This is a genomic window from Mycobacterium sp. MAA66, assembly GCF_041261665.1.
In the GTDB taxonomy this organism is placed as follows: domain Bacteria; phylum Actinomycetota; class Actinomycetes; order Mycobacteriales; family Mycobacteriaceae; genus Mycobacterium.
On the sequence record NZ_JBGCCC010000002.1, the window covers coordinates 283,988 to 302,938 of the forward strand.

General features: G+C 65.1%; 19 protein-coding genes. 7 read left to right on the forward strand and 12 right to left on the reverse strand.

The annotated features are described in order from the left end of the window. Window positions 1-205 precede the first annotated feature (205 nt). From ABIA30_RS07845 to ABIA30_RS07855, 3 genes are all read left to right on the forward strand, one after another. The gene (locus ABIA30_RS07845) at window positions 206-892 is read left to right on the forward strand and encodes a cupin domain-containing protein (RefSeq protein ID WP_370065438.1); all 687 of its coding nucleotides are present in this window, start codon (window positions 206-208) and stop codon (window positions 890-892) included. A 41-nt stretch (window positions 893-933) separates the two neighbouring features. Continuing rightward, the gene (locus ABIA30_RS07850) at window positions 934-1,494 is read left to right on the forward strand and encodes a cupin domain-containing protein (RefSeq protein ID WP_370063872.1); all 561 of its coding nucleotides are present in this window, start codon (window positions 934-936) and stop codon (window positions 1,492-1,494) included. Window positions 1,495-1,604: 110 nt separating this feature from the next. After that, window positions 1,605-2,465 carry an LLM class F420-dependent oxidoreductase gene (locus ABIA30_RS07855; RefSeq protein WP_370063874.1) on the forward strand — a complete coding sequence of 287 codons (861 nt, stop codon included), beginning with the start codon at window positions 1,605-1,607 and terminating at the stop codon, window positions 2,463-2,465. 131 nt (window positions 2,466-2,596) lie between these two features. Here the strand turns inward: ABIA30_RS07855 and groL are convergent, their stop codons facing one another. The 3 genes from groL to ABIA30_RS07870 form a co-directional block, all read right to left on the reverse strand. After that, window positions 2,597-4,216 (reverse strand): chaperonin GroEL, encoded by a 1,620-nt coding sequence (gene groL, locus ABIA30_RS07860; RefSeq protein ID WP_370063876.1) that lies wholly within the window; start codon window positions 4,214-4,216, stop codon window positions 2,597-2,599. Window positions 4,217-4,341: 125 nt separating this feature from the next. Continuing rightward, window positions 4,342-4,644: a co-chaperone GroES gene (groES, locus tag ABIA30_RS07865; RefSeq protein ID WP_370065440.1), complete on the reverse strand. Its 303-nt coding sequence runs from the start codon at window positions 4,642-4,644 to the stop codon at window positions 4,342-4,344. Window positions 4,645-4,892: 248 nt separating this feature from the next. Further along, a complete protein-coding gene (locus ABIA30_RS07870; protein WP_370063878.1) occupies window positions 4,893-5,432 on the reverse strand; it encodes a DUF3455 domain-containing protein in 540 nt (179 codons plus the stop codon). Between the two features lie 230 nt (window positions 5,433-5,662). On the opposite strand from ABIA30_RS07870, the gene ABIA30_RS07875 reads away from it, so the two are divergent. Further along, window positions 5,663-5,971: a hypothetical protein gene (locus tag ABIA30_RS07875; protein WP_370063880.1), complete on the forward strand. Its 309-nt coding sequence runs from the start codon at window positions 5,663-5,665 to the stop codon at window positions 5,969-5,971. A gap of 247 nt (window positions 5,972-6,218) precedes the next feature. Continuing rightward, entirely contained in the window at window positions 6,219-7,922 is a 1,704-nt protein-coding gene (locus ABIA30_RS07880) for an alpha/beta fold hydrolase (protein WP_370063882.1), read from the forward strand. Window positions 7,923-8,356: 434 nt separating this feature from the next. On the opposite strand, the gene ABIA30_RS07885 is transcribed toward ABIA30_RS07880, so the two are convergent. Then, complete coding sequence (locus ABIA30_RS07885; protein ID WP_370063884.1) at window positions 8,357-10,732, reverse strand: cellulase family glycosylhydrolase; 2,376 nt, start codon at window positions 10,730-10,732, stop codon at window positions 8,357-8,359. Here ABIA30_RS07885 and ABIA30_RS07890 point away from each other — a divergent pair. Both ABIA30_RS07890 and ABIA30_RS07895 read left to right on the forward strand, forming a co-directional pair. Next, window positions 10,725-10,970: a hypothetical protein gene (locus tag ABIA30_RS07890; RefSeq protein ID WP_370063886.1), complete on the forward strand. Its 246-nt coding sequence runs from the start codon at window positions 10,725-10,727 to the stop codon at window positions 10,968-10,970. The genes ABIA30_RS07885 and ABIA30_RS07890 overlap by 8 nt on opposite strands. Window positions 10,971-11,387: 417 nt before the next feature. Continuing rightward, a complete protein-coding gene (locus ABIA30_RS07895) occupies window positions 11,388-12,089 on the forward strand; it encodes a TetR/AcrR family transcriptional regulator C-terminal domain-containing protein (RefSeq protein ID WP_370063888.1) in 702 nt (233 codons plus the stop codon). A gap of 24 nt (window positions 12,090-12,113) precedes the next feature. On the opposite strand, the gene ABIA30_RS07900 is transcribed toward ABIA30_RS07895, so the two are convergent. The 8 genes from ABIA30_RS07900 to ABIA30_RS07935 all read right to left on the reverse strand — a co-directional run bounded on the left by ABIA30_RS07900 (window position 12,114) and on the right by ABIA30_RS07935 (window position 18,940). Next, entirely contained in the window at window positions 12,114-12,545 is a 432-nt protein-coding gene (locus ABIA30_RS07900; protein ID WP_370063890.1) for a nuclear transport factor 2 family protein, read from the reverse strand. Window positions 12,546-12,579: 34 nt separating this feature from the next. Next, window positions 12,580-13,605, reverse strand: coding sequence for a tRNA (adenosine(37)-N6)-threonylcarbamoyltransferase complex transferase subunit TsaD (gene tsaD / locus ABIA30_RS07905; RefSeq protein WP_370063892.1), 1,026 nt, complete (start codon window positions 13,603-13,605; stop codon window positions 12,580-12,582). Beyond that, entirely contained in the window at window positions 13,602-14,063 is a 462-nt protein-coding gene (gene rimI, locus ABIA30_RS07910; RefSeq protein WP_370065442.1) for a ribosomal protein S18-alanine N-acetyltransferase, read from the reverse strand. The genes tsaD and rimI overlap by 4 nt, the downstream gene beginning before the upstream one ends. Before the next feature lie 14 nt (window positions 14,064-14,077). Continuing rightward, window positions 14,078-14,701 carry a tRNA (adenosine(37)-N6)-threonylcarbamoyltransferase complex dimerization subunit type 1 TsaB gene (gene tsaB, locus ABIA30_RS07915; RefSeq protein WP_370063894.1) on the reverse strand — a complete coding sequence of 208 codons (624 nt, stop codon included), beginning with the start codon at window positions 14,699-14,701 and terminating at the stop codon, window positions 14,078-14,080. Next, window positions 14,698-15,162 (reverse strand): tRNA (adenosine(37)-N6)-threonylcarbamoyltransferase complex ATPase subunit type 1 TsaE, encoded by a 465-nt coding sequence (gene tsaE / locus ABIA30_RS07920; RefSeq protein WP_370063896.1) that lies wholly within the window; start codon window positions 15,160-15,162, stop codon window positions 14,698-14,700. Before tsaE ends, tsaB begins: the two co-directional genes overlap by 4 nt. Then, window positions 15,155-16,276: an alpha/beta fold hydrolase gene (locus ABIA30_RS07925; protein WP_370063898.1), complete on the reverse strand. Its 1,122-nt coding sequence runs from the start codon at window positions 16,274-16,276 to the stop codon at window positions 15,155-15,157. The genes tsaE and ABIA30_RS07925 overlap by 8 nt, the downstream gene beginning before the upstream one ends. Further along, window positions 16,273-17,439 carry an alanine racemase gene (alr, locus tag ABIA30_RS07930; RefSeq protein WP_370063900.1) on the reverse strand — a complete coding sequence of 389 codons (1,167 nt, stop codon included), beginning with the start codon at window positions 17,437-17,439 and terminating at the stop codon, window positions 16,273-16,275. The genes ABIA30_RS07925 and alr overlap by 4 nt, the downstream gene beginning before the upstream one ends. Window positions 17,440-17,560: 121 nt before the next feature. After that, the gene (locus ABIA30_RS07935) at window positions 17,561-18,940 is read right to left on the reverse strand and encodes a glutamate decarboxylase (RefSeq protein WP_370063902.1); all 1,380 of its coding nucleotides are present in this window, start codon (window positions 18,938-18,940) and stop codon (window positions 17,561-17,563) included. Window positions 18,941-18,951: the final 11 nt, after the last annotated feature.

Consider the following 18,951-nt stretch of genomic DNA (forward strand, 5'->3'; position numbering starts at 1 on the left):
CTCCCCATGGATCACTTGGGCGACTTGCGTCCGATAGTCGAGAGTATGCACGCCGGTTCAGTGACACGCGAGGCAATGCAGCCGAGTGCCGGAAACAGTTGCAGCCGTTGGCTTCTAACAACTTTCGAAATTGCACCAAGCCGCTGAGCTGTCAAAGGAATCCATTTGAGCGAATCCGGTATCCCCGTTCTGATCGCTGCGGTAAATTCAGCGCGTGCCGATTAACCGTCGCACAGTGTTAGGTGGAGCCGGCCTTGCCGGCGCCGCGGCTGCCGCAGGTGTAGGTGTCGATCGCTTTGTCTCCGAACATCACACCGCCCAAGAAGGGCCACTGGCCGATGATGCGGCGCGCTTCGGCGATCCCCGCCTGCCATCGGAAACCATCACCTCGCAATCGCACCTGTTTCATCTCGGCGCGTCGCCCCTCAACAGCTACGACGGCGGCTCATTTCACCAGGCGGACGAGGACAATTTCCCGATACTCAAGGGGCAAGAGGCCAGCATTGTGATGCTGACGTTGCAGCCCGGCGGTATTCGCGAACCGCACTGGCATCCCAGCGCCTGGGAGATCAACCTCGTCACCAAAGGGGTCGCTGCCTGGGCCGTCGTCGATGGCAACGGCAACCACGAGAGTTTCGACCAACACGTCGGCGACGTCGTGTTCGCACCCCAGGGCTCTTTCCACTACTTCGAGAATCACGGCCCGGATGACATGAAGATCGTGATCATCCAGAACACCAGCACGCCAGAATCCAAGGACAATATCGGCATCGGTGAATCCCTGAGCATGCTTCCGCCGCGAGTACTGTCGGCGGTCTTCGGCGTTCCCGCAGAAACCTTCAACTCCTTCAAGAAGTTCGACAAGGCGATCGTCGTCCTGCGGGCGCATTAGCCAACGCAAGCTGCGGTCGGGAGAGAGCCAAGGGAGAGCCCATGACTGAAGACGCGGCGCGCTTTGGTGATCCCCGCATCCCCTCGGAAACCATCACCTCACAATCGCATCTGTTCCACCTCGCCGCAGTCCCGCCCATCACCTATGACGGCGGTTCGCAGCAGCAGGCACACGAGGGCAACTTCCCGATCCTCAAAGGACAGGAGGCCAGCATCCAGCTGATCACGTTGCAGCCCGGCGGTATTCGCGAACCGCACTGGCACCCCAGCGCGTGGGAGCTCAATCTGGTCACCAAGGGAGTCGCCAGCTGGGTCCTCGTCGACGGCAACGGTAATCACGAGAGTTTCGACGCCCACGTCGACGACCTCGTGTTCGCACCCCAGGGTTCGTTTCACTACTTCGAGAACCGCGGCGCGGAAGACCTGGACGTGCTGATCATCCAGAACGCCAGTACAACCGAAGACAAAGACAACATCGGCATCGGCGAGTCGCTGAGCAAGCTTCCGCCCCAAGCGTTGGCAGCAGTCTTCGGCGTACCCGCAGAAACGTTCAACTCTTTCAAGAAGTTCGACAACGCAATCACCATCCTGCGATCGCACTGATTGATCGCGCGGCGGCAAAGCCAGAGTTCACGGCAAGTGTGGTGGCGATGCGCGATGCCTACGCGCAGCACAGCGGAATGGGTTCACGTGACACGGGGTTGCACTGAGTTATGACCCTCTCGGACACGGCCACCCCAGACCTCGGTCGATTCGGCTTCTTCGGTATCAGCGCCACCCCCGATCAAGCTCAGGAGATCGAACGACTGGGCTACGGCACGATTTGGATCGGCGGTTCGCCGCCCGCCGACTTGTCGTTCGTCGAGCCACTTTTGGCAGCGACGACCACCGTGAAGGTCGCCACGGGCATCGTCAACATCTGGACGGCAGCCGCCAAGCCCGTCGCCGAGTCCTTCCACCGCATCAACGCCGCCTACCCGGGGCGCTTCGTGCTCGGCGTCGGGGTGGGCCATCCCGAGGCCCAAACGCAATACCGCAAGCCATACGACGCGCTGGTGTCGTACCTCGACGAGCTCGACGAATACGGTGTACCGGCGAATCAACGCGTGCTCGCCGCGCTCGGGCCGCGCGTGCTGAGGCTGTCCGCCGAGCGGTCCGCCGGGGCGCACCCCGCCAACGCCACGCCTGAACACGCCGCCTGGGCTCGCGAGATCATCGGGCCGAATGCGCTGTTGGCACCCGTGCACAACGTGGTGCTCTCCGCCGATGTCGAGGAAGCGCGGGCAATCGCCCGCACTGCACTCGACCACTACTTCAGCCTGACGAACTACGTAAGTAGTTGGAAACGGCTGGGTTTCACCGATGCCGACGTAACGCGGCCAGGCAGCGACAAGTTCATCGATGCCGTGGTGGCCCACGGAGCGCCTGAACAAATCGCCGAGCGCCTCAACGAATATCTGCAGGCCGGCGCCAATCATGTCGCGATCTTGCCGGCAGGCAGCATGTATGACACTGCGCTGGCATTACCGATCTTGGCCGAGCTCGCAGGGCCACTTGGCCTTTCACATCGCTGACTGTGAGGTCTATGCACGGAAATCGGAAAGATTGCGTGCACAGCACTCACAGTCCGGGCGCCTCGTGAGCAGACACAAAAACCCCCATTTCTTTGCAGAAATGGGGGTTTTGCGTCTGCTCGGCAGAGAACCTAGTGGGCGTGGCCGTGGTGGCCGTGCCCGTGGTCGGCTTCCTCTGCAGGCTTCTCGACCACTGCCGTCTCGGTGGTCAGGATCATCCGGGCCACCGATGCGGCGTTGAGGACCGCGGACCGGGTCACCTTGGCCGGGTCGACGATGCCCTCTGCCAGCAGATCACCGTAGGTGAGGGTGGCGGCGTTGAAGCCCTGCCCGACGGGCAGCTCGGACACCTTGTTCACCACGACCGAGCCGTCGAGGCCGGCGTTGGTGGCAATCCAGTACAGCGGGGCCGACAGCGCCGAGGAGAAGACCTCGAGGCCAATCAGTTCGTCGCCGGAAAGCGATTCACGCAGGCCGTCCAGAGCGGTACGAGCCTGGACCAGAGCTGCGCCACCACCGGTGACGATGCCCTCTTCCACCGCGGCCTTGGCGGCGGCGACAGCGTCCTCGACGGCTTCCTTGCGCTTCTTCAGATCGGTCTCGGTGGCCGCGCCGACCTTGATGACGGCAACGCCGCCGGCCAGCTTGGCGAGGCGCTCTTCGAGCTTCTCGCGGTCCCAATCGGAATCGGTGGCCTCGATCTCGGCGCGCAGCTGAGACTTGCGTCCGTTGATGGCCTCGGCGGTACCGCCACCGTCGACGATCACGGTGCTGTCCTTGGTCACTACGACCCGGCGAGCGGTGCCGAGCAGCTCCAGTCCGGCCTCACGCAGCACGAGGCCGACATCTGGGTTGACCACCTGTCCGCCGGTGACGACGGCCAGGTCGTCCAGGAACGCCTTGCGGCGGTCGCCGAAGAACGGCGCCTTGACCGCAACGGCCTTGAGGGTCTTGCGGATGGCATTGACCACCAAGGTGGACAGCGCCTCGCCCTCGATGTCCTCGGCAACGATCAGCAGCGGCTTACCGGCCTGGGCGACCTTCTCCAGCAGCGGCAGCAGGTCGGGCAGCGAGCTGATCTTGTCGCGGTGCAGCAGCACCAGCGCGTCTTCGAGCACCGCTTCCTGCGAGTCGAAGTCGGTGACGAAGTAGGCCGACAGGAAGCCCTTGTCGAAGCCGACGCCCTCGGTGACCTCCAGCTCGGTGTTCAGCGTCGAGGACTCCTCGACGGTGACCACGCCGTCGGCGCCCACGCGGGTCATGGCCTCGCCGACCAGCTCGCCGACGACCTCGTCACGCGAGGAGACGGTGGCCACCTGCGCGATGGCGGTCTTGTCGGAGACCGGCTTGGCCACGGCGAGCAGCGCCTCGGAGACCGCGTCGGCGGCCTTGCCGATGCCCGCGCCGAGCGCGATCGGGTTGGCGCCGGCGGCGACGTTGCGCAGGCCGGCCTTGATGATGGCCTGAGCCAGCACGGTCGCGGTGGTGGTGCCGTCACCGGCGACATCGTTGGTCTTGGTCGCGACCGACTTGACCAGCTGGGCACCCAGGTTCTCGAACGGGTCTTCCAGGTCGATGTCGCGCGCGATGGTCACACCGTCGTTGGTGACCTGCGGCCCACCAAAAGCCTTGGCCAGCACCACGTTACGGCCACGCGGACCGAGCGTGACACGTACCGCGTCGGCGAGCTTGTCGACGCCCGCCTCCATGGCCCGGCGCGCAGTCTCGTTGAATTCAATCTGCTTGCTCATAAAAGTCTTTCTCTTTGATTTCCCCGTCGCTTCGCTCGCCCTGACCAAATGCCAACAGGGCAGAACGCGCACCGCCCCGGACATCACCCGCACATGCGGGGATGACCGGGGCGGGATACAAACGCTTACTTAGAGACGACAGCCAGCACGTCGCGGGCCGAGAGGATCAGGTACTCCTCGCCGCCGTACTTGATCTCCGTGCCGCCGTACTTGCTGTAGATGACGGTGTCACCCTCAGCGACGTCCAGGGGAATCCGCTTGTCGCCATCCTCATCCCAGCGGCCGGGGCCAACTGCGACGACGGTGCCTTCCTGCGGCTTTTCCTTGGCGGTGTCGGGGATGACCAGACCGGAAGCGGTCGTGGTCTCGGCCTCGTTGGCCTGAACGAGGATCTTGTCCTCGAGTGGCTTGATGTTGACTGCCACGATGGAAGCCCTCCACTTGGTTGGGGTGTCGATCCAGGGCCAATCCCCGGATGCCAGGTTGTTCGGCAAGCGTCCTGACCACACACCGTCGTCGCGGGTGCCGGAGCGGGACTGGCCGCATGCCACCTAGCACTCTATACACGCGAGTGCTAGCACTCAAGGGTGGGCCAGTGCCCGGCGATCAGCCGAGAGCGAACCTCGGCCCGCAGCGCAGCAGTCGACCGGAATCAGCCGGCGGTATAGAACCGGAATCAGCCGGCGGTATAGAAAACGTACAGCGCCGAGTACGGAACGCTCACCCGTGCCGCGTTGGTGCATTGCCCCTTCGGCGCCAGGCCGCCCTGCGTCTGCAGACGCTGGACGTAGGTAGTGGAACCGAACTGCCCAGTGCCCTGATCCTGAGTTGACTTCAAAAGAAGCTCAGGTATTGCGTCGCTGTGGGACACCGTCGCATTGGGCACCGGTGCTGCGTGGACTTCGCTTCCGTCGACGGTCGAAACCCATACGGGGCCCTTCGTGTGGAAGGCGACCGGGTTTCCGTTGTCGCTGAGGATCGCGGCTGGTTCGAGCAGCGTCCAGGAAGAGTTGGTGCACACGTAGATCTGCTGCCCGTGGCCCTCAAACTTGCCGACGAGCTTGTTGCCGGCCGGCACGTTGAGCGCGTCAGGGATCTGAAGTTGATCCGCGGCCCGTTGGCCGCCGGCCGATGACGCCGGCTGCGTTGGCGATGAACAGGCCGACGATCCAGCGGTCAGCAGCCCGAGCGTCAGAGTCAGTGCGATGGCTTTCATGATTTCGGTCCTTTGCCTAGTGCCCACGGAGCCGTCCACCAACAATACGAGCGGCGACTGACGAAGCCCCTGGGCAAATGCACAACCAGCACCGTCCCCCAGACAAATTCCAGCTAGCTGGCGCAAGCAATTGGGTGCCAGCGAGGACGACTTCAACACGCCTCCGGCGCACACTGAGATCAGTTGCGATCCAAAGACTTCGGGCGCTGACATCACGGTTGGGAGCCGCCATGAACATCAACAACATCCGCCGAATGCCGTTGATCGCAGTGGGCGCTGCGGCACTGACAATCGTCGTCGCACCCACAGCATCGGCCATGACTTCGGCCGGAGAGACCACCGTCGTCCCGTCGTCGCTTGTCACCGAGACCGCTGTGACATCGAATATCCAGTCGCCGTCGGGAGTTCCGACGAGCTCCGCCGCTCTACATTCCGTGGTCGACGCCGGTTGGCACGGCGGCGGGCATGGAGATTGGCACGGCGGCGGTTATGACCCGGGCGGCTGCTGGAACTGGGCCCCGTGGTGCCCATACGCCTGACCGTATCCCGTTGGGCCGCACCAGATACAGACCAAGTTGACCGGCCGCGCCATCAACCTTGTTCGATGACAACTGTCATCTCGTTGATCTTCGTCACCGCTTCGCCGAGGTAGGGATGCAACAAGGACAGTGATCTCATGGGCAACGGGCAGCAACTGTAGACGCATCGGGACGATGATTTTTAGCGATGCGGGAAAAATTCGTCGAAATCGGCTCCGCCGCGGGTTTTCTCCCGTATACAAAACCTATGAACGCATCTGCGCACAGCGGTCGGGCTGGTGGTGTTGCGGCGCACGATATGCGCCTGCTACCGCTGCGGTTGGTTGTAATGGCGGTCGCGCTGGCCACCTGGGCAACATTCACAGTGGCCGACGGCGTCGCTTGGGCCGAGGGCGGTGGCAAAGGGTCCAACCACGCCAACGCACACGACACGGTCAAGCCGGCACCACCGCATCACCGCACCAATGCCCCTGGCGAGGCCAAGCCAGTCGCCCCCCGAGCCGATCCACAGCCGGCAGCGAAACCGATATCCAGCAACGACCGCGGCACGCCGACCAAGCCGTTGGCCGCGCTCAGCGTCCAGCGCGCCGCCGTCACCACCAAGTCGCCCTCCCCTGCACTTACAGCCGCCAAGCCTCCGAAGGTCCCCGCCGCCGCGACCCCAGTGAGCGCCGCGACCACCGCGAGCGCTCCCCGCACGCCATCCGCTCCGTCGACCCCGTCGCTTCCGGACAGCACGACTGTCGCGGCGCTGGGCGAAGAGGTACACCGCAAAGCAAATGTGTCAGCCCACCTGAGCCCCGGCTACTTGGTCAATTCGGTGGTCAACACCGTGGGGGCAGCGCTGGCCGGAACCGTCGCACACCTCGGCTCGGCGTTGGCCAACGATGTCCGCCAGGTCACGCAATGGACCCGACAGATGGTTGGGCTGGGGTTCGACGTCGGCGCGATGCTGGCGTCAGAGGTGGACAACACAGCCACCCTGGATGCCCAAAAAGTCGGCCCAAACCTGTTGTGGGGCTTGCCATATAAGGCGTTGACCGCCGTGGCTACCACGGCCGGCAATATCAGCAGGGTGCTCACCGGGACGCCGCTCAATGCCACCAGCACCGGACCGTTCGCGGTCGACTACGGCGTCTACAACCTGCTCGGCTTCTCCACGCCGTCGGCGCCGCCGCCCGGGGCCAACGACCCATCGATCACCGTGACCGCGCAACATCCACTGCCGATCATCCTGATCAACGCAACAGCGACGACGCAGGACTTCGACTGGAGCGTTGGTGCCCCCGTGCTGGCCGACGCCGGCTACAAGGTGTACACCTTCAACTACGGCAACAACACCAGCGACCCCAACTTCCCCATACAGGCCACCGCGGACATCACGAAGTCGGGCGAACAACTCTCCGCCGAGGTCAACATGGTTTTGGCCCAGACCGGTGCGTCGCAGGTGATCCTGATCGGGCACTCTCAGGGCGGGGGCATCCTGCCCGAGTACTACATCAACGATCTGGGCGGCGCCTCGAAAGTCTCGCAACTGATCGGCATTGCCCCTAGCAACCACGGCACCAACCTCGACGGAATCACCAGTCTGCTGTCGATCCCGATCCTCGGGACGTTGATCAAGGGCCTGGTGAATCAGGGCGGGGCTGCCTGGCTGCAACAGGCCATGGGCTCTTCGCTCGTGCAGCAGGTGTACGGGAACGGCGACACCAGGCCCGGCGTCATCTACGACACCATCGCCTCCACCAACGATGAGGTGGTGACGCCGTACACCCAGCAAGCACTCAGTGGTCCGAACGTCACCAATGTCGTTGTCCAGAACCAGGATCCCGGATTTGGCGGCGGACATCTGGACATCGCGATCAACTACGGGGTGTGGCAGGACATCCTGGGCATGCTGGCCGACAACCCGGCGGCGAGCCCGCAGCAGCCGGTGGCGGCAGTAGCCTGAAGGCGCTATAGCGGACCGAACTCGATCGGGTAGCCCAGGCCCGGAGCCAGTCGCCGACACTCTGCTGGCACAATACCCGACTGTCAAATACGCTGCGCAGGAACGAGTTCCCCGCGATCAGCGTACCCACCGCCGGCATCATCCGTCGGCGGGTTCGCCTGCGATTCACCAGAAACAGCTACGGGAAGCCGATGGCGGGTACCACCTTGACTCCGTCCGGGCTCGTCTGGAAGTAGACCTTGCCTTCGTCGGCTCGTATTAAGTCGGTCGACCAGACGACGTTGGTAGCCCGAACTCGGATCACTGGCCGACGCGGTCATCGTGGACCGGTCCGAATGAACCCCGCTGGACACAAAGTGCAACCGCCGCGAACCATCCAGTGCTGCAGATGATTCACGGCGGTTGCGGCGTACGTCGGAGGTTTGCCAGGTCGTTTACGTCGCCGCTGCCGTGGCCCCATTTCCGGTGGCCGCGGTCACGACGACGCTGACTGTGGTTGCTCCGTCGCTCGACGCAATGATCAGTTGGGGAGCGTTGGGAGCCGACACAACCTGCCCACCGGTGACGGTCACCTGGTAGCCATTCGGGTACTCCACAGTTGGCGTCGAGATGGTGGTCTGCGAGCCGGCGGCGAAACTGCCCGAGCCGTCAGCCTTTTCCGTGGAGTAACTGAACTGGAAAGTTCCATTGACATAGGTCCAGGTATTCGGGATTCCGGAAACCGTCTGCGGGTACGGCTGGGCAAGGATTGCCAGCTTGGTGGCATCGACATTACTGCCGGTCGGCGGCAGGCTGAGGTCCTTCACCAGCCACTCTGTGTTCGGTGAACCGGTGATATCGCCTTGCCCGGTGAAGGCCCAATCCGACCAACCAGCCTCAATCTGGTTGGCGCCCTGCATCGAGGGGGGCAGCGTGGAGTAGTCGGTAGTGGAACCGATCGTTCCGAACTCGGTCATCATCGCCGGCATACCGTGGTTATGCGCGTAGCTATTGGCCATATTCGTGATGGTGGTGATGTTCGGGAAGCAACCCCCGCCGACTTTCGTGCAGTAAGCGTGATACGAGAAGACGGTGTTGGTGATGTCCACAGTCCCCAGGTGGGTGGGCACGCCGAAGTCGAAGAGAGCATTCGGTTCGAAGTACACCGGCGTGTCGGTGTCGACGGACCGGATCGCCGCCCCCACCTGGTTGTAGAACGGGTTCAGCTGCTGAGCGTCGAAGTACGTACCACCAAGCATGCTCAGCAGCGATTGCCCGGCGGTCGGGTACGGCTCGTTCATGATTTCGTAGCCGGCCAGGTCGGGGTCACCGTTGAAGTAGCTCGCAACGTGTTGCCACATCTGCGCGTAAGCGTTCTCCAGCCCCGTCCCATTCGGTCCTTTGGCGTTCGCCCAGAACGCACCGATGGCGTGCTGTGCCGCGGGATCGAGAAGCGAGGTGAGCGGGAAGCCGCCGACCTGACTGTTGGGCAGCCCGCCGGATAGCGACGCCCATGCCGGAGCACCTTCGCCCCCGTACACGCTGCTGTAACCGTCCTGGTGCATATCAAGGAGGGTGTAGATGCCATGGCTGGCCAGCATCTGCACGGTCTGGTTGATGGAGTCGAGGTAGGCCGTGTCATAGACGCCGGGCTCGGGTTCCACCGCAGCCCAGTCCAGACCTAGGCGCACCTCGTTGAAACCGTTGGCCTGCAGAAACTCTGCGTCGGCCTCATCGAACCCAGCGGCAGACGGTTCGTACGGCGCGATCTTGACGACCTCATTGACCCCGTGCATGATGACGACCTGCCCGTCGCTGTTGGTAATCCAGGTGCCGGTGGTCGAGAGCGCGCCAGCACCCGGGGCTGTTGTTGCGGCACCGGCGACCACACCACTCTGGCCGACCGTGCCGTGGATACCGAACCAGCCCGCGTTACCGCCGGCCCCTCCCAGGGCCGGCAATCCGGTGGCGTTGCTGCCATTGCCGGCGCTGCCGCCCTCGCCGCCGGAACCGAACAGAATCGTGCCGTTACCGCCGTTACCGCCGTAACCACCCAGGGCGCCGGCCCCACCAGCAGCACCGTTGCCACCGTTGCCGCCATAGCCGAGCAACCCCACCGCGTTACCGCCACGCCCGCCGGCCCCGCCATCAACGCCAGCCGCACCGGCCCCGCCATCGCCGCCGAACCCGCCGTTGCCCATCAGCATCCCGCCGGTCCCGCCGGCCCCACCAGCAGCGCCGGCGCCACCGTTACCGCCGAACCCGCCGTCGCCCAACAATCCGCCGCGACCGCCGGCACCGCCGGCAACACCGGCATCGGTGCTGTTCCAACCAGCACCACCATCGCCGACCAACCATCCACCGGCGCCGCCGGTCGGATGTGCTGCGGTACCGGCTGCGCCATTGCCTATGACGTACGAACCAGCCAGTCGATTGACGACGTAGTCCACGTCCCGGCCGAAGCCGCTGTTAATCCAGTGCTGCAGGGCGGCGTGGATCGCGATGTAGAGATTCTGCTCCGGCGACGGGGCCGGCACCGTCACTACGGTGACCGTCGCGCCGGGTGTAGATGCTGTGCCGGCAGCGGCGGTGGCGGCGAGCAGCGTCGGAGCCAGCTGTGTGCCCGCGGGCGCAGCCGGCGCGTTGCCTGTCGTGACGGTTGCAGCCGGCGTGACCGGCGCGGTCGATGTGGTCAGCGCCGTTGCGGCGACGGCCGCAGCCGCAGCGGGCTTGGCTGCCGTGCCAGAGACCTCACGGCGAGAGGCGGCCAGCAGGATCGAGACCAGCGGTGTGTCCACGGGCGCGGCCGGCGCGTTGCCCGTCGTGTCCACTCCAGCCGCTGTCGCCGACGCCGTAGCCGAGGCCACGGCGGAGGTCACCGAACTTGCCGTGGCTGACGACGCCGACGGCTGGGTCGCTGTCGCACTACTTGATGTCCTCTTTGGCGAGGCCCCGGATGGGCTGCTCGCACTTGGCTTGACTGCGTGCGAGTCTGTCGTGCTGCTGGCTGCGGCGCCCGCCGCGGGTGGAGTCGCCGAACTCGTCGGAGCTGACGACGCCGACGGCTGAGTCGCTGTCGCGCTGCTGGATCTCGTCTTTGCCAAATTCTTGGGCGCACTGCTCGCCTTTGGTTTGACCGTTCGGGGACCGGCCGTGCCGCTGGCGCTCCCACCGGCTGCGGCGCCAGCAGAGCCAGCCCCGGAATGGCTGCTTGTCGAGTCGCCCGTGTGCGCCGACGCCACCCCATTTCCCCAGCTCAAAGCGGCGCCGATTCCCAGCGCGACCGCAAGACCACCAACCCGACCGATGTACGCAGATGCCTTCATAGGTCTCGGTATACGGGAGAAGGACAGGCGGCGGAGTCAATTTCAACAATTTTTCCCGGATCGCTCGAAATATTTCTTCCCGACTAGCCAACAATTGCTGACCGCCAGCTGTGAGGTCACTGTCAGTGGGTGCGCGATGCGGGAATCTAAGCTGACAAATGTGAGCGCTGACGACCCGGGTGAAGCCAGAGCAGCTGCGTCACAAAATCGGCGCGGACGTCCGGCACGGATCAGTCGCGACCAAATCGTTTCTGCCGCTCTCGGGGTCGTACCGGAGCCGGTGACGATGCAAGCGGTGGCCGACGCTCTGGGCGTCGACCGCAAGTCCCTGAACTACCACGTCGGCGATCGTGAAACCCTGCTGTCGCTGATGGCAACGGCGGTGTTCCAGTCCGAATTCTCGCGCATTCCCCCACCGTCGCAGGACGATTGGCGTGCTGTGCTGCGCTGGTTCGCAGAAACTATGCGTCGCGCCATACGTATGTTCGGAATCAACGACACATTCCCGATCGAGGGCGCGCTCGGCCTCACCTCTTTGCACAAAGCCGAGTACTTGCTCAAAACGCTTGTCGACGCCGGCTTTGAAGTCGAGCAGGCGGCCCGCGCGACCAACGTCGTCATCGAGCTCGCGCTGACTTCCGCACGCGATTCCCTGCTGCGCGCCGGGAACGGAAAGCACCCGCAGCGCGCGGAGGCCATCGAGGCCATCGGCAGCGCCAACAGAACCGAATTCCCCCTGCTGTTTCAGAACCTGGTGGCGATGACCGCAGAATTCAACGAGGACGCGCAGTGGGAGTTCAATCTCACTGTTGTCTTCGCAGGGCTCACGGCGTTACTTCAGCCAAATTCGGGCACAGCTTGATCCGGCGTGGCCGACCGCGCCTGTCTACAACGCGAAGTACAGATGGTCGGACACATCGCCCACCATCTGCACATCCGCCTGACGATCGGTGAAATGCCAGCCATCACCGTCGCGCGCGAACGAATCCGCATAACGGCCCACCACGATCGGCTGCAGCGCAACGGTGTCGGTCTGCTGCACCACGCAGAAGGTCGACCGCGCCCGGGCGGTCGAACCATCGAGCTCCACGATCGGGTTCAGCACCAGATGCCGGGTGCGCGGAGTATTGCCGTGAGAGGGGAACCGGCGCGTGCTCTTGGCGAACAGCGCCGCAATGCCCTCCGCGCCCGCGACGCTCATGAAGGTGCCGCGGCCCAGTAATGCACCGACGCCGTCGAAATCGCCGGCATCGATCAGTTCGGCGTAGCGATACAGCAATTCGGTGATGGCCAACTTGTCGGCGACGTCAGAAGTCATCCGCGATCCGCCTCCGGCTCCTCGCTGCCCAAACTCAAGCTACCTGTCCCTTCATCACCGGCAGGCCCGGATCGCTTGGCACGTCCAGCCGTGACGGCGGCGCGCCGGCGGCGATCAGATGAGCTGCGAACGAGGCGATCATCGCACCATTGTCGGTGCACAACCGGGGCTTGGGCACCCGTAACGTCAAACCGGCAGCGGCACAGCGTTCTTCGGCCAGCTCCCGCAGCCGAGAGTTGGCCGCGACTCCCCCGGCAATCAGCAGAGTCGACACCCCGAGGTCGGTCGCGGCCCGAACAGCCTTGCGGGTCAACACATCCGCGACAGCTTCCTGGAAGCCGGCGGCGACGTCAGCGTGGGAGGCATCCGGGTTGTGTTCCATGTGCCGGGCCACCGCGGTCTTGAGGCCCGAGAAGCTGAAGGCGTATGGATCATCCCGTGGGCCGGTCATGCCACGCGGAAACGCGATGGCGTCCCGGTCACCTCGACGGGCAAGCTCGTCGAGCACCCGGCCGCCCGGATAACCGAGCCCCAGCAGCCGGGCCACCTTGTCGTACGCCTCCCCTGCCGCGTCATCGACCGTGCTGCCGAGTTCCTCAATCGGCTCGCCCAACGAACGCACGTGCAACAGATGAGTGTGCCCACCCGAGACCAGCAATCCGACGCTCTCGGGCAGCGGTCCGTGCTCGTAGACGTCGGCAGCCAGGTGCCCGCCCAGATGGTTGACACCGTAGAACGGCACCCCCCACGCGGCCGAATACGCCTTGGCCGCAGCCACTCCCACCAGCAGCGCCCCGGCCAGGCCCGGGCCGATGGTGGCCGCGACCACGTCCGGCCGCTCGATACCGGCGGCGGACAACGCCCGTCGCATCGTCGGCTCCAACGCCTCCAGGTGTGCGCGCGAGGCTATCTCCGGGACCACGCCGCCGTACCGGGTGTGTTCGTCGACGCTGGAGGCCACTTCATCGGCCAGCAGTGTCACGGTGCCGTCGGCCGCCAGTTCGCAGATACCGACACCGGTTTCATCACAGGAGCTTTCAATGGCCAGGATGATCGTCATGAGTTTGAATTGCTCCTCGCGTCTGCGACACCCTCGCGTTGCATGGTGTAGGCATCCGCACCACTGATTCGGTAATAGCGTTTGCGCACACCCATTTTCACGAAGCCCACGCTTTCGTACAGACCGATCGCGGGCGCGTTGTCGGTGCGAACCTCCAGGTAGACGGTGTCGCTGCCGGCGATGGACAGCAGCCGGTCCAGCATGGCCCGTCCCACGCCACGACCCTGATAATCGGGGTCCACCCCGATGGTGTGAATCTCGTACTCGTACGGCGCTTTCCGGCCAAGCCTGCTGATCCCGCCGTAGCCGATCAGGGCGCGGCCGTCCCGGGCCGCCACATAGTGGTTGTGCGTGGCATCGAGCTCACGGATGAACGCCACCGCGGGCCACGGGTCGTCCCCGGGGAACAGGATCGATTCCAGTTCGCCACACCTATCGGCATCGCCGACGGCCAACATGCCGTACTCGATGCTCACGCCAGCCCCCGCTCGGCGAGGGTTTTGGCGTCCGGGCGGCGCAGGTACAGCGGCACCAACGGACGCGGTGGCCGGCCCCAGTCCGCCGCTGCCACCAGACCCGCAACAGTCGGGAACTCGGCATCCAGAGCCGGCAACTCGAACAGCGCCGCCTGCGCAGCCGGACCGGCCACCACACCCGAACCGGTTGAGACATCGGCCGGCGCACTGACCTCAGGCCCCGTCACCCGGACCCCGTCGCAGTATCGCGCCCAGTACACCTCACGGCGGCGAGCATCGGTGACCACCAACAACTCTCCGGCCACCCCGGGCGCCACGGCATCCAGGCTGCATACCCCGTACACCGGGACGCCGAGCGCATGCCCGTACGCAACGGCGGTGGCCATGCCTACTCGCAGTCCGGTGAACGGGCCCGGCCCGCAGCCGACCACCACGGCCTCGATATCAGCGAATCCGATACCCGCATCGGCAACAGCGCCAACCACATTGGGCGTCAACTGCTCGGCGTGGGCACGCGCGTCCACCGTGATCCGGGACGCCAGCACCTCGACGGCACTGCCGCTACGGCGCGCGACGCCCGCGGTGACCGCCGGCGTCGCGGTATCAATAGCCAGAATCACGGGCGGCTCCAGTGCCAAGTTGCGGTGCGGGCGTCGTCATCGGCGCGTTCCAGCCGAAGGTCCAGGTGGCTGTCGGACAGTCGCTCCGCCAAACCCTCGCCCCATTCGACCACCACCACAGCATCATCAAGGTCGGTGTCCAGGTCCAGTGAATCGAGTTCGCCGATCAAATCGGTACTGCCCGAATCCAGCAGCCGGTACATATCGACGTGCACCATCGCCGGCTTGCCCGCCACCCGCGCCGGGTGCACCCGAGCCAATACATACGACGGCGAGGTCACCGGACCTTCGACATCCATCCCTTGCGCAATTCCCTTGGCCAGCATGGTCTTTCCAGCGCCGAGCGGCCCGGTCAGCACCACCACGTCACCAGCCGACAACTGCGCACCGAACCGGGCACCCAGGGCCTTCGTGTCGTCAGCGGTGGGCAGCAATGCCGTGCCCTGCAGCAGGTCATCCATTGCGCTGACCCCTTCGCCGAATGCGCCGACTCAATGCGATCAACCGCGACGGGGTGGCGCGCTCCACGAACTGGACGAGTGCCTCGTTGATCAGCTCGGGTTGTTCCATGTGCACCATGTGCCCAGCCCCTTCGGCAACCACAAGTTGGGACTTGGGCCACTGCCGGGCCATCGCCTCGGATTTGGCCAGTGGTGTCAGCAGATCCCGGTCACCGCAGGCGATCAGGGTCGGCACCTTCTCCAGCACAGGCAACGCACCGGCTTCGTCGTGCACCTCAAGGGCATGCAGGAACTCGACCGTGGTGCGGATCGACGTGTTGTGCATCATCTTCTCGGCATAGGCGACCACCGACGGGCTGACCTGCACATCACCGAAGGACGCCGCCTTGAGCACCGGGCTGAGCACTGATCGCGCCGCGCCGCGGCCACGGGTCACCGCTCCTGGCGCAAATCGCACAGCGGCCTTGGCCGCCTCCACCGCCGGGTTACGCAGCACCTCACCGAGCGGAGACCGCGAAACACCCTGGGCCGCAGAAGCAATGAGGGCCACACCACACACCCGCGACGGGTAGCGTTGTGGGTACTGGCGGGCATGCGACAGCACAGTCATGCCGCCCATGGAATGCCCGACCAGCACCACCGGACCGCGCGGAACCATAACCCGCAGCACCGATTCCAGATCTTGACCCAGTTGCGGCACGTTGTAGGAGTCGACCGGTCCGGCGGACGACCGTCCGTGGCCCCGCTGATCGTAGAACACCATCCGCACCTGGTCGCCCCACTGTTCGGCGAGCCGGGCGCGCTGAAAATGGAAGGAGCCCATGCTGTTACAGAATCCGTGAGCGAACACCACGGTCAGCCGAGCGTCTTTGGGACCGACCTCGCGCACCGCCAACGACACCCCGTCGGCGGCGGTAACCACGCAGCCGCGGTCCGCATCCAGCGTGGTGAAGTCTTCGTCGGCATACGGATCGTCGATGACACCCCGACGGCGGACCGATCGGGCCACGCTAACCCCGGCCACCGAGCCCACCGCTGTGATACCGGCTACCCCGGCCAGCCAGCGGACATCCCTACGGTGATCCCGGATCACCGGATTCTTGTTGTCGCTCAACGCATTGCGCCCGTCGCCTGGCGGTAGGTGCGTGCCACCCGGCCGCGTGGACTGGTGACGATCTCGTAGTTGATGGTGCCCGCCACCGCGGCCCAGTCCTGCGCAGTCATCTCGCCGCCATCACCGGGGCCGAACAACACAGCCTCGTCACCGATCTGGACTCCGGTGTCACCGGGACCGAGGTCAACAACGAACTGGTCCATACAGATTCGCCCGACGTTGCGGTAGCGCACACCGTTGATGAGCACCTCGATGCGGCCACTGAGGCTGCGGAACACGCCGTCGGCATACCCCAGCGGGATCAGCGCCACATTGGTGTCCCGATCCGCGATCCAGGTGTGGCCATACGACACCCCGTCACCGGCGTGAATCGAACGCACCACGGCGACAGGGCATTTCAGCGTCATGACGGGTCGCAAGCCGAAGTCACCGAGCGCCGGAATCGGCGTCTGCCCATACACTGCGATGCCGGGCCGAATCAGGTCGAAGGCCAGGTCCGGCCGGGTGAGGGCGGCCGGCGAGTTGGCCAGGTGGGCCACTTCGAACTGCACTCCGGCGGCCGCTGCCTGCTGCCGCGCCGCGGTCAGCCGCGCGGCCTGTAGGTCGTTGGTCGGGTTGTCCGGGTCATCGCCGCAAGCCAAGTGACTCATGATGCCGCGGGGACGAATCGCACCGTCGGCGGTGGCCCGCGCCATCGCGTCGAGCAACGCCGGATACTCGCCGGGGCTGACGCCGTTGCGGCTGAGCCCGGTATCGACCTTGACGGTGACAACCGCGGTCCGACCGGTGCGCCGCACCGCGTCCAGCACGTCGTCGAGCTGTCTCATCGAGGACACCGCGACCTGGACGTCGGCGCTCAGCGCGGCGGCGAAGTCGGTACCCGGCAGGTTCAGCCAGGACAGCACCGGTGCGGTGATACCGGCCTGCCGCAGCGCGAGTGCCTCGCCGACATTGGTGACGCCCAGTTCGGCGGCTCCGGCGGTGAGCGCGGCGCGCGCCACCTGCGGCGCGCCGTGCCCGTAGCCGTCGGCTTTGACCACCGCCATCACCGCTGCGTTGCCGGCGCGCTCCCGCAAAAGTCGCACGTTGTGCGCGACGGCACCCAGGTCGACCAGCGCTTGTGCAGTCGGGATGGGGAGCGTCGGGAGATGGGACTCGGTCATGTCACCCCGATTCTCCCAGACACTGCCCGGTGGGCGCCCGACGCACGTCGAACGTGAGCTAATGCACCAAAATTTCAGAAAATCTCGAACACAAGCTCACGTTCGTCGGACCGGCAGCCGATCAGTGGGCGAACGGCTGCTGCTCATCGAAGTGGCCTTGCGGCTTGAGCTCATCCAGGCTGTTCAACACGGTGATCAGGTCGTCACGCAAGGCTCGGGCCAGATCCGCCGAGAACCCCTCACGCACCACTACCCGCAACACCGCGATGTCGGTCACATCGTCGGGCATGGTGTACGCGGGCACCTGCCAGCCGTAGGCGCGCAACGCGTGCGATACGTCGAACTCGGTGTAGCCGCGCTTACCCTTGAGTCGGCACGCCACCACCGGGATGGCCGAACCGTCGGAGATCACCTCGAAGTGCTCGCTCTTGCGCAGCTCGTCGCCGATCCACCGGGCGGTACTCGACAGGCACCGCATGACCTGGGTGTAACCGGCCCGGCCCAACCGCAGGAAGTTGTAGTACTGCCCGACGACCTGGTTGCCGGGCCGCGAGAAGTTCAGGGTGAAGGTGGGCATGTCGCCGCCCAGATAGTTGACCCGGAACACCAGGTCTTCGGGCAGGTGCTCCTTGCTGCGCCAGACCACGAAGCCGATGCCGGGGTAAGTCAACCCGTACTTGTGGCCGCTGACGTTGATCGACACCACCCGGGGCAGCCGGAAGTCCCACTCCAGATCGGGGTGCAGAAACGGCACCACGAAACCGCCACTGGCACCGTCAACGTGCACCGGCACGTCCGGACCGCCGTCGGCGGCCAATTTATCCAGGGCCGCGCAGATTTCGGCGATGGGTTCCAGCTCGCCGGTGAAGGTGGTTCCCAGGATGCCGACCACACCGATGGTGTCCTCGTCGACGGCGGCCAGCACCTGCTCCGGGGTGATGACATACCGCCCCTCGGCCATCGGCAGGTAGCGCGGCTCGACATCGAAGTACCGACAGAACTTCTCCCACACCACCTGGACGTTGGAGCCCATGATCATGTTGGGTGTCCGGCCCTGGTGATCGCCGACCTTCTCGCGCCAGCGCCATTTGAGGGCAAGCCCGGCCAGCATCACCGCCTCGCTGGACCCGATGGTGGACACCCCGGTCGCCGACGACGGATCGTCGTCACGCAGGCCTACGGCGTGGAACAGATCGGCCACCATGGACACACAGCGGGCCTCGATCGCTGCGGTGGCCGGGTATTCGTCCTTGTCGATCATGTTCTTGTCGAACGTCTCGGCCATCAGCTTCTCGGCTTCGGGGTCCATCCAGGTGGTGACGAACGTCGCGAGGTTCAGCCGGGAGCTGCCGTCCAGCATCAGTTCGTCGTGGATGAAGCGATAGGCAGCCTGCGGGTCCATCGGGTCGTCGGGTAGCCGCAGCGACGGCACCGGCGCGGTGGACAATCGCCCGGTGTATGCGGGGCTCATGGTTGATGCGTGAACATGTCTGTGCGACATGGGTATTCCTT

Bases quoted from the DNA above. Each gene is read 5' to 3' on its own strand.
- tsaD (WP_370063892.1), bottom strand. From the start codon at position 13,605: ATGACGATCATCCTGGCCATTGAAAGCTCCTGTGATGAAACCGGTGTC.
- ABIA30_RS07935 (WP_370063902.1), bottom strand. From the start codon at position 18,940: ATGTCGCACAGACATGTTCACGCATCAACCATGAGCCCCGCATACACC.
- ABIA30_RS07850 (WP_370063872.1), top strand. From the start codon at position 934: ATGACTGAAGACGCGGCGCGCTTTGGTGATCCCCGCATCCCCTCGGAA.
- ABIA30_RS07900 (WP_370063890.1), bottom strand. From the start codon at position 12,545: ATGACTTCTGACGTCGCCGACAAGTTGGCCATCACCGAATTGCTGTAT.
- ABIA30_RS07870 (WP_370063878.1), bottom strand. From the start codon at position 5,432: ATGAAAGCCATCGCACTGACTCTGACGCTCGGGCTGCTGACCGCTGGA.
- groL (WP_370063876.1), bottom strand. From the start codon at position 4,216: ATGAGCAAGCAGATTGAATTCAACGAGACTGCGCGCCGGGCCATGGAG.
- ABIA30_RS07875 (WP_370063880.1), top strand. From the start codon at position 5,663: ATGAACATCAACAACATCCGCCGAATGCCGTTGATCGCAGTGGGCGCT.
- tsaE (WP_370063896.1), bottom strand. From the start codon at position 15,162: ATGGATGACCTGCTGCAGGGCACGGCATTGCTGCCCACCGCTGACGAC.
- alr (WP_370063900.1), bottom strand. From the start codon at position 17,439: ATGACCGAGTCCCATCTCCCGACGCTCCCCATCCCGACTGCACAAGCG.
- ABIA30_RS07855 (WP_370063874.1), top strand. From the start codon at position 1,605: ATGACCCTCTCGGACACGGCCACCCCAGACCTCGGTCGATTCGGCTTC.
- rimI (WP_370065442.1), bottom strand. From the start codon at position 14,063: ATGTTGGCCGTCGGCGATGCCGATAGGTGTGGCGAACTGGAATCGATC.
- ABIA30_RS07880 (WP_370063882.1), top strand. From the start codon at position 6,219: ATGAACGCATCTGCGCACAGCGGTCGGGCTGGTGGTGTTGCGGCGCAC.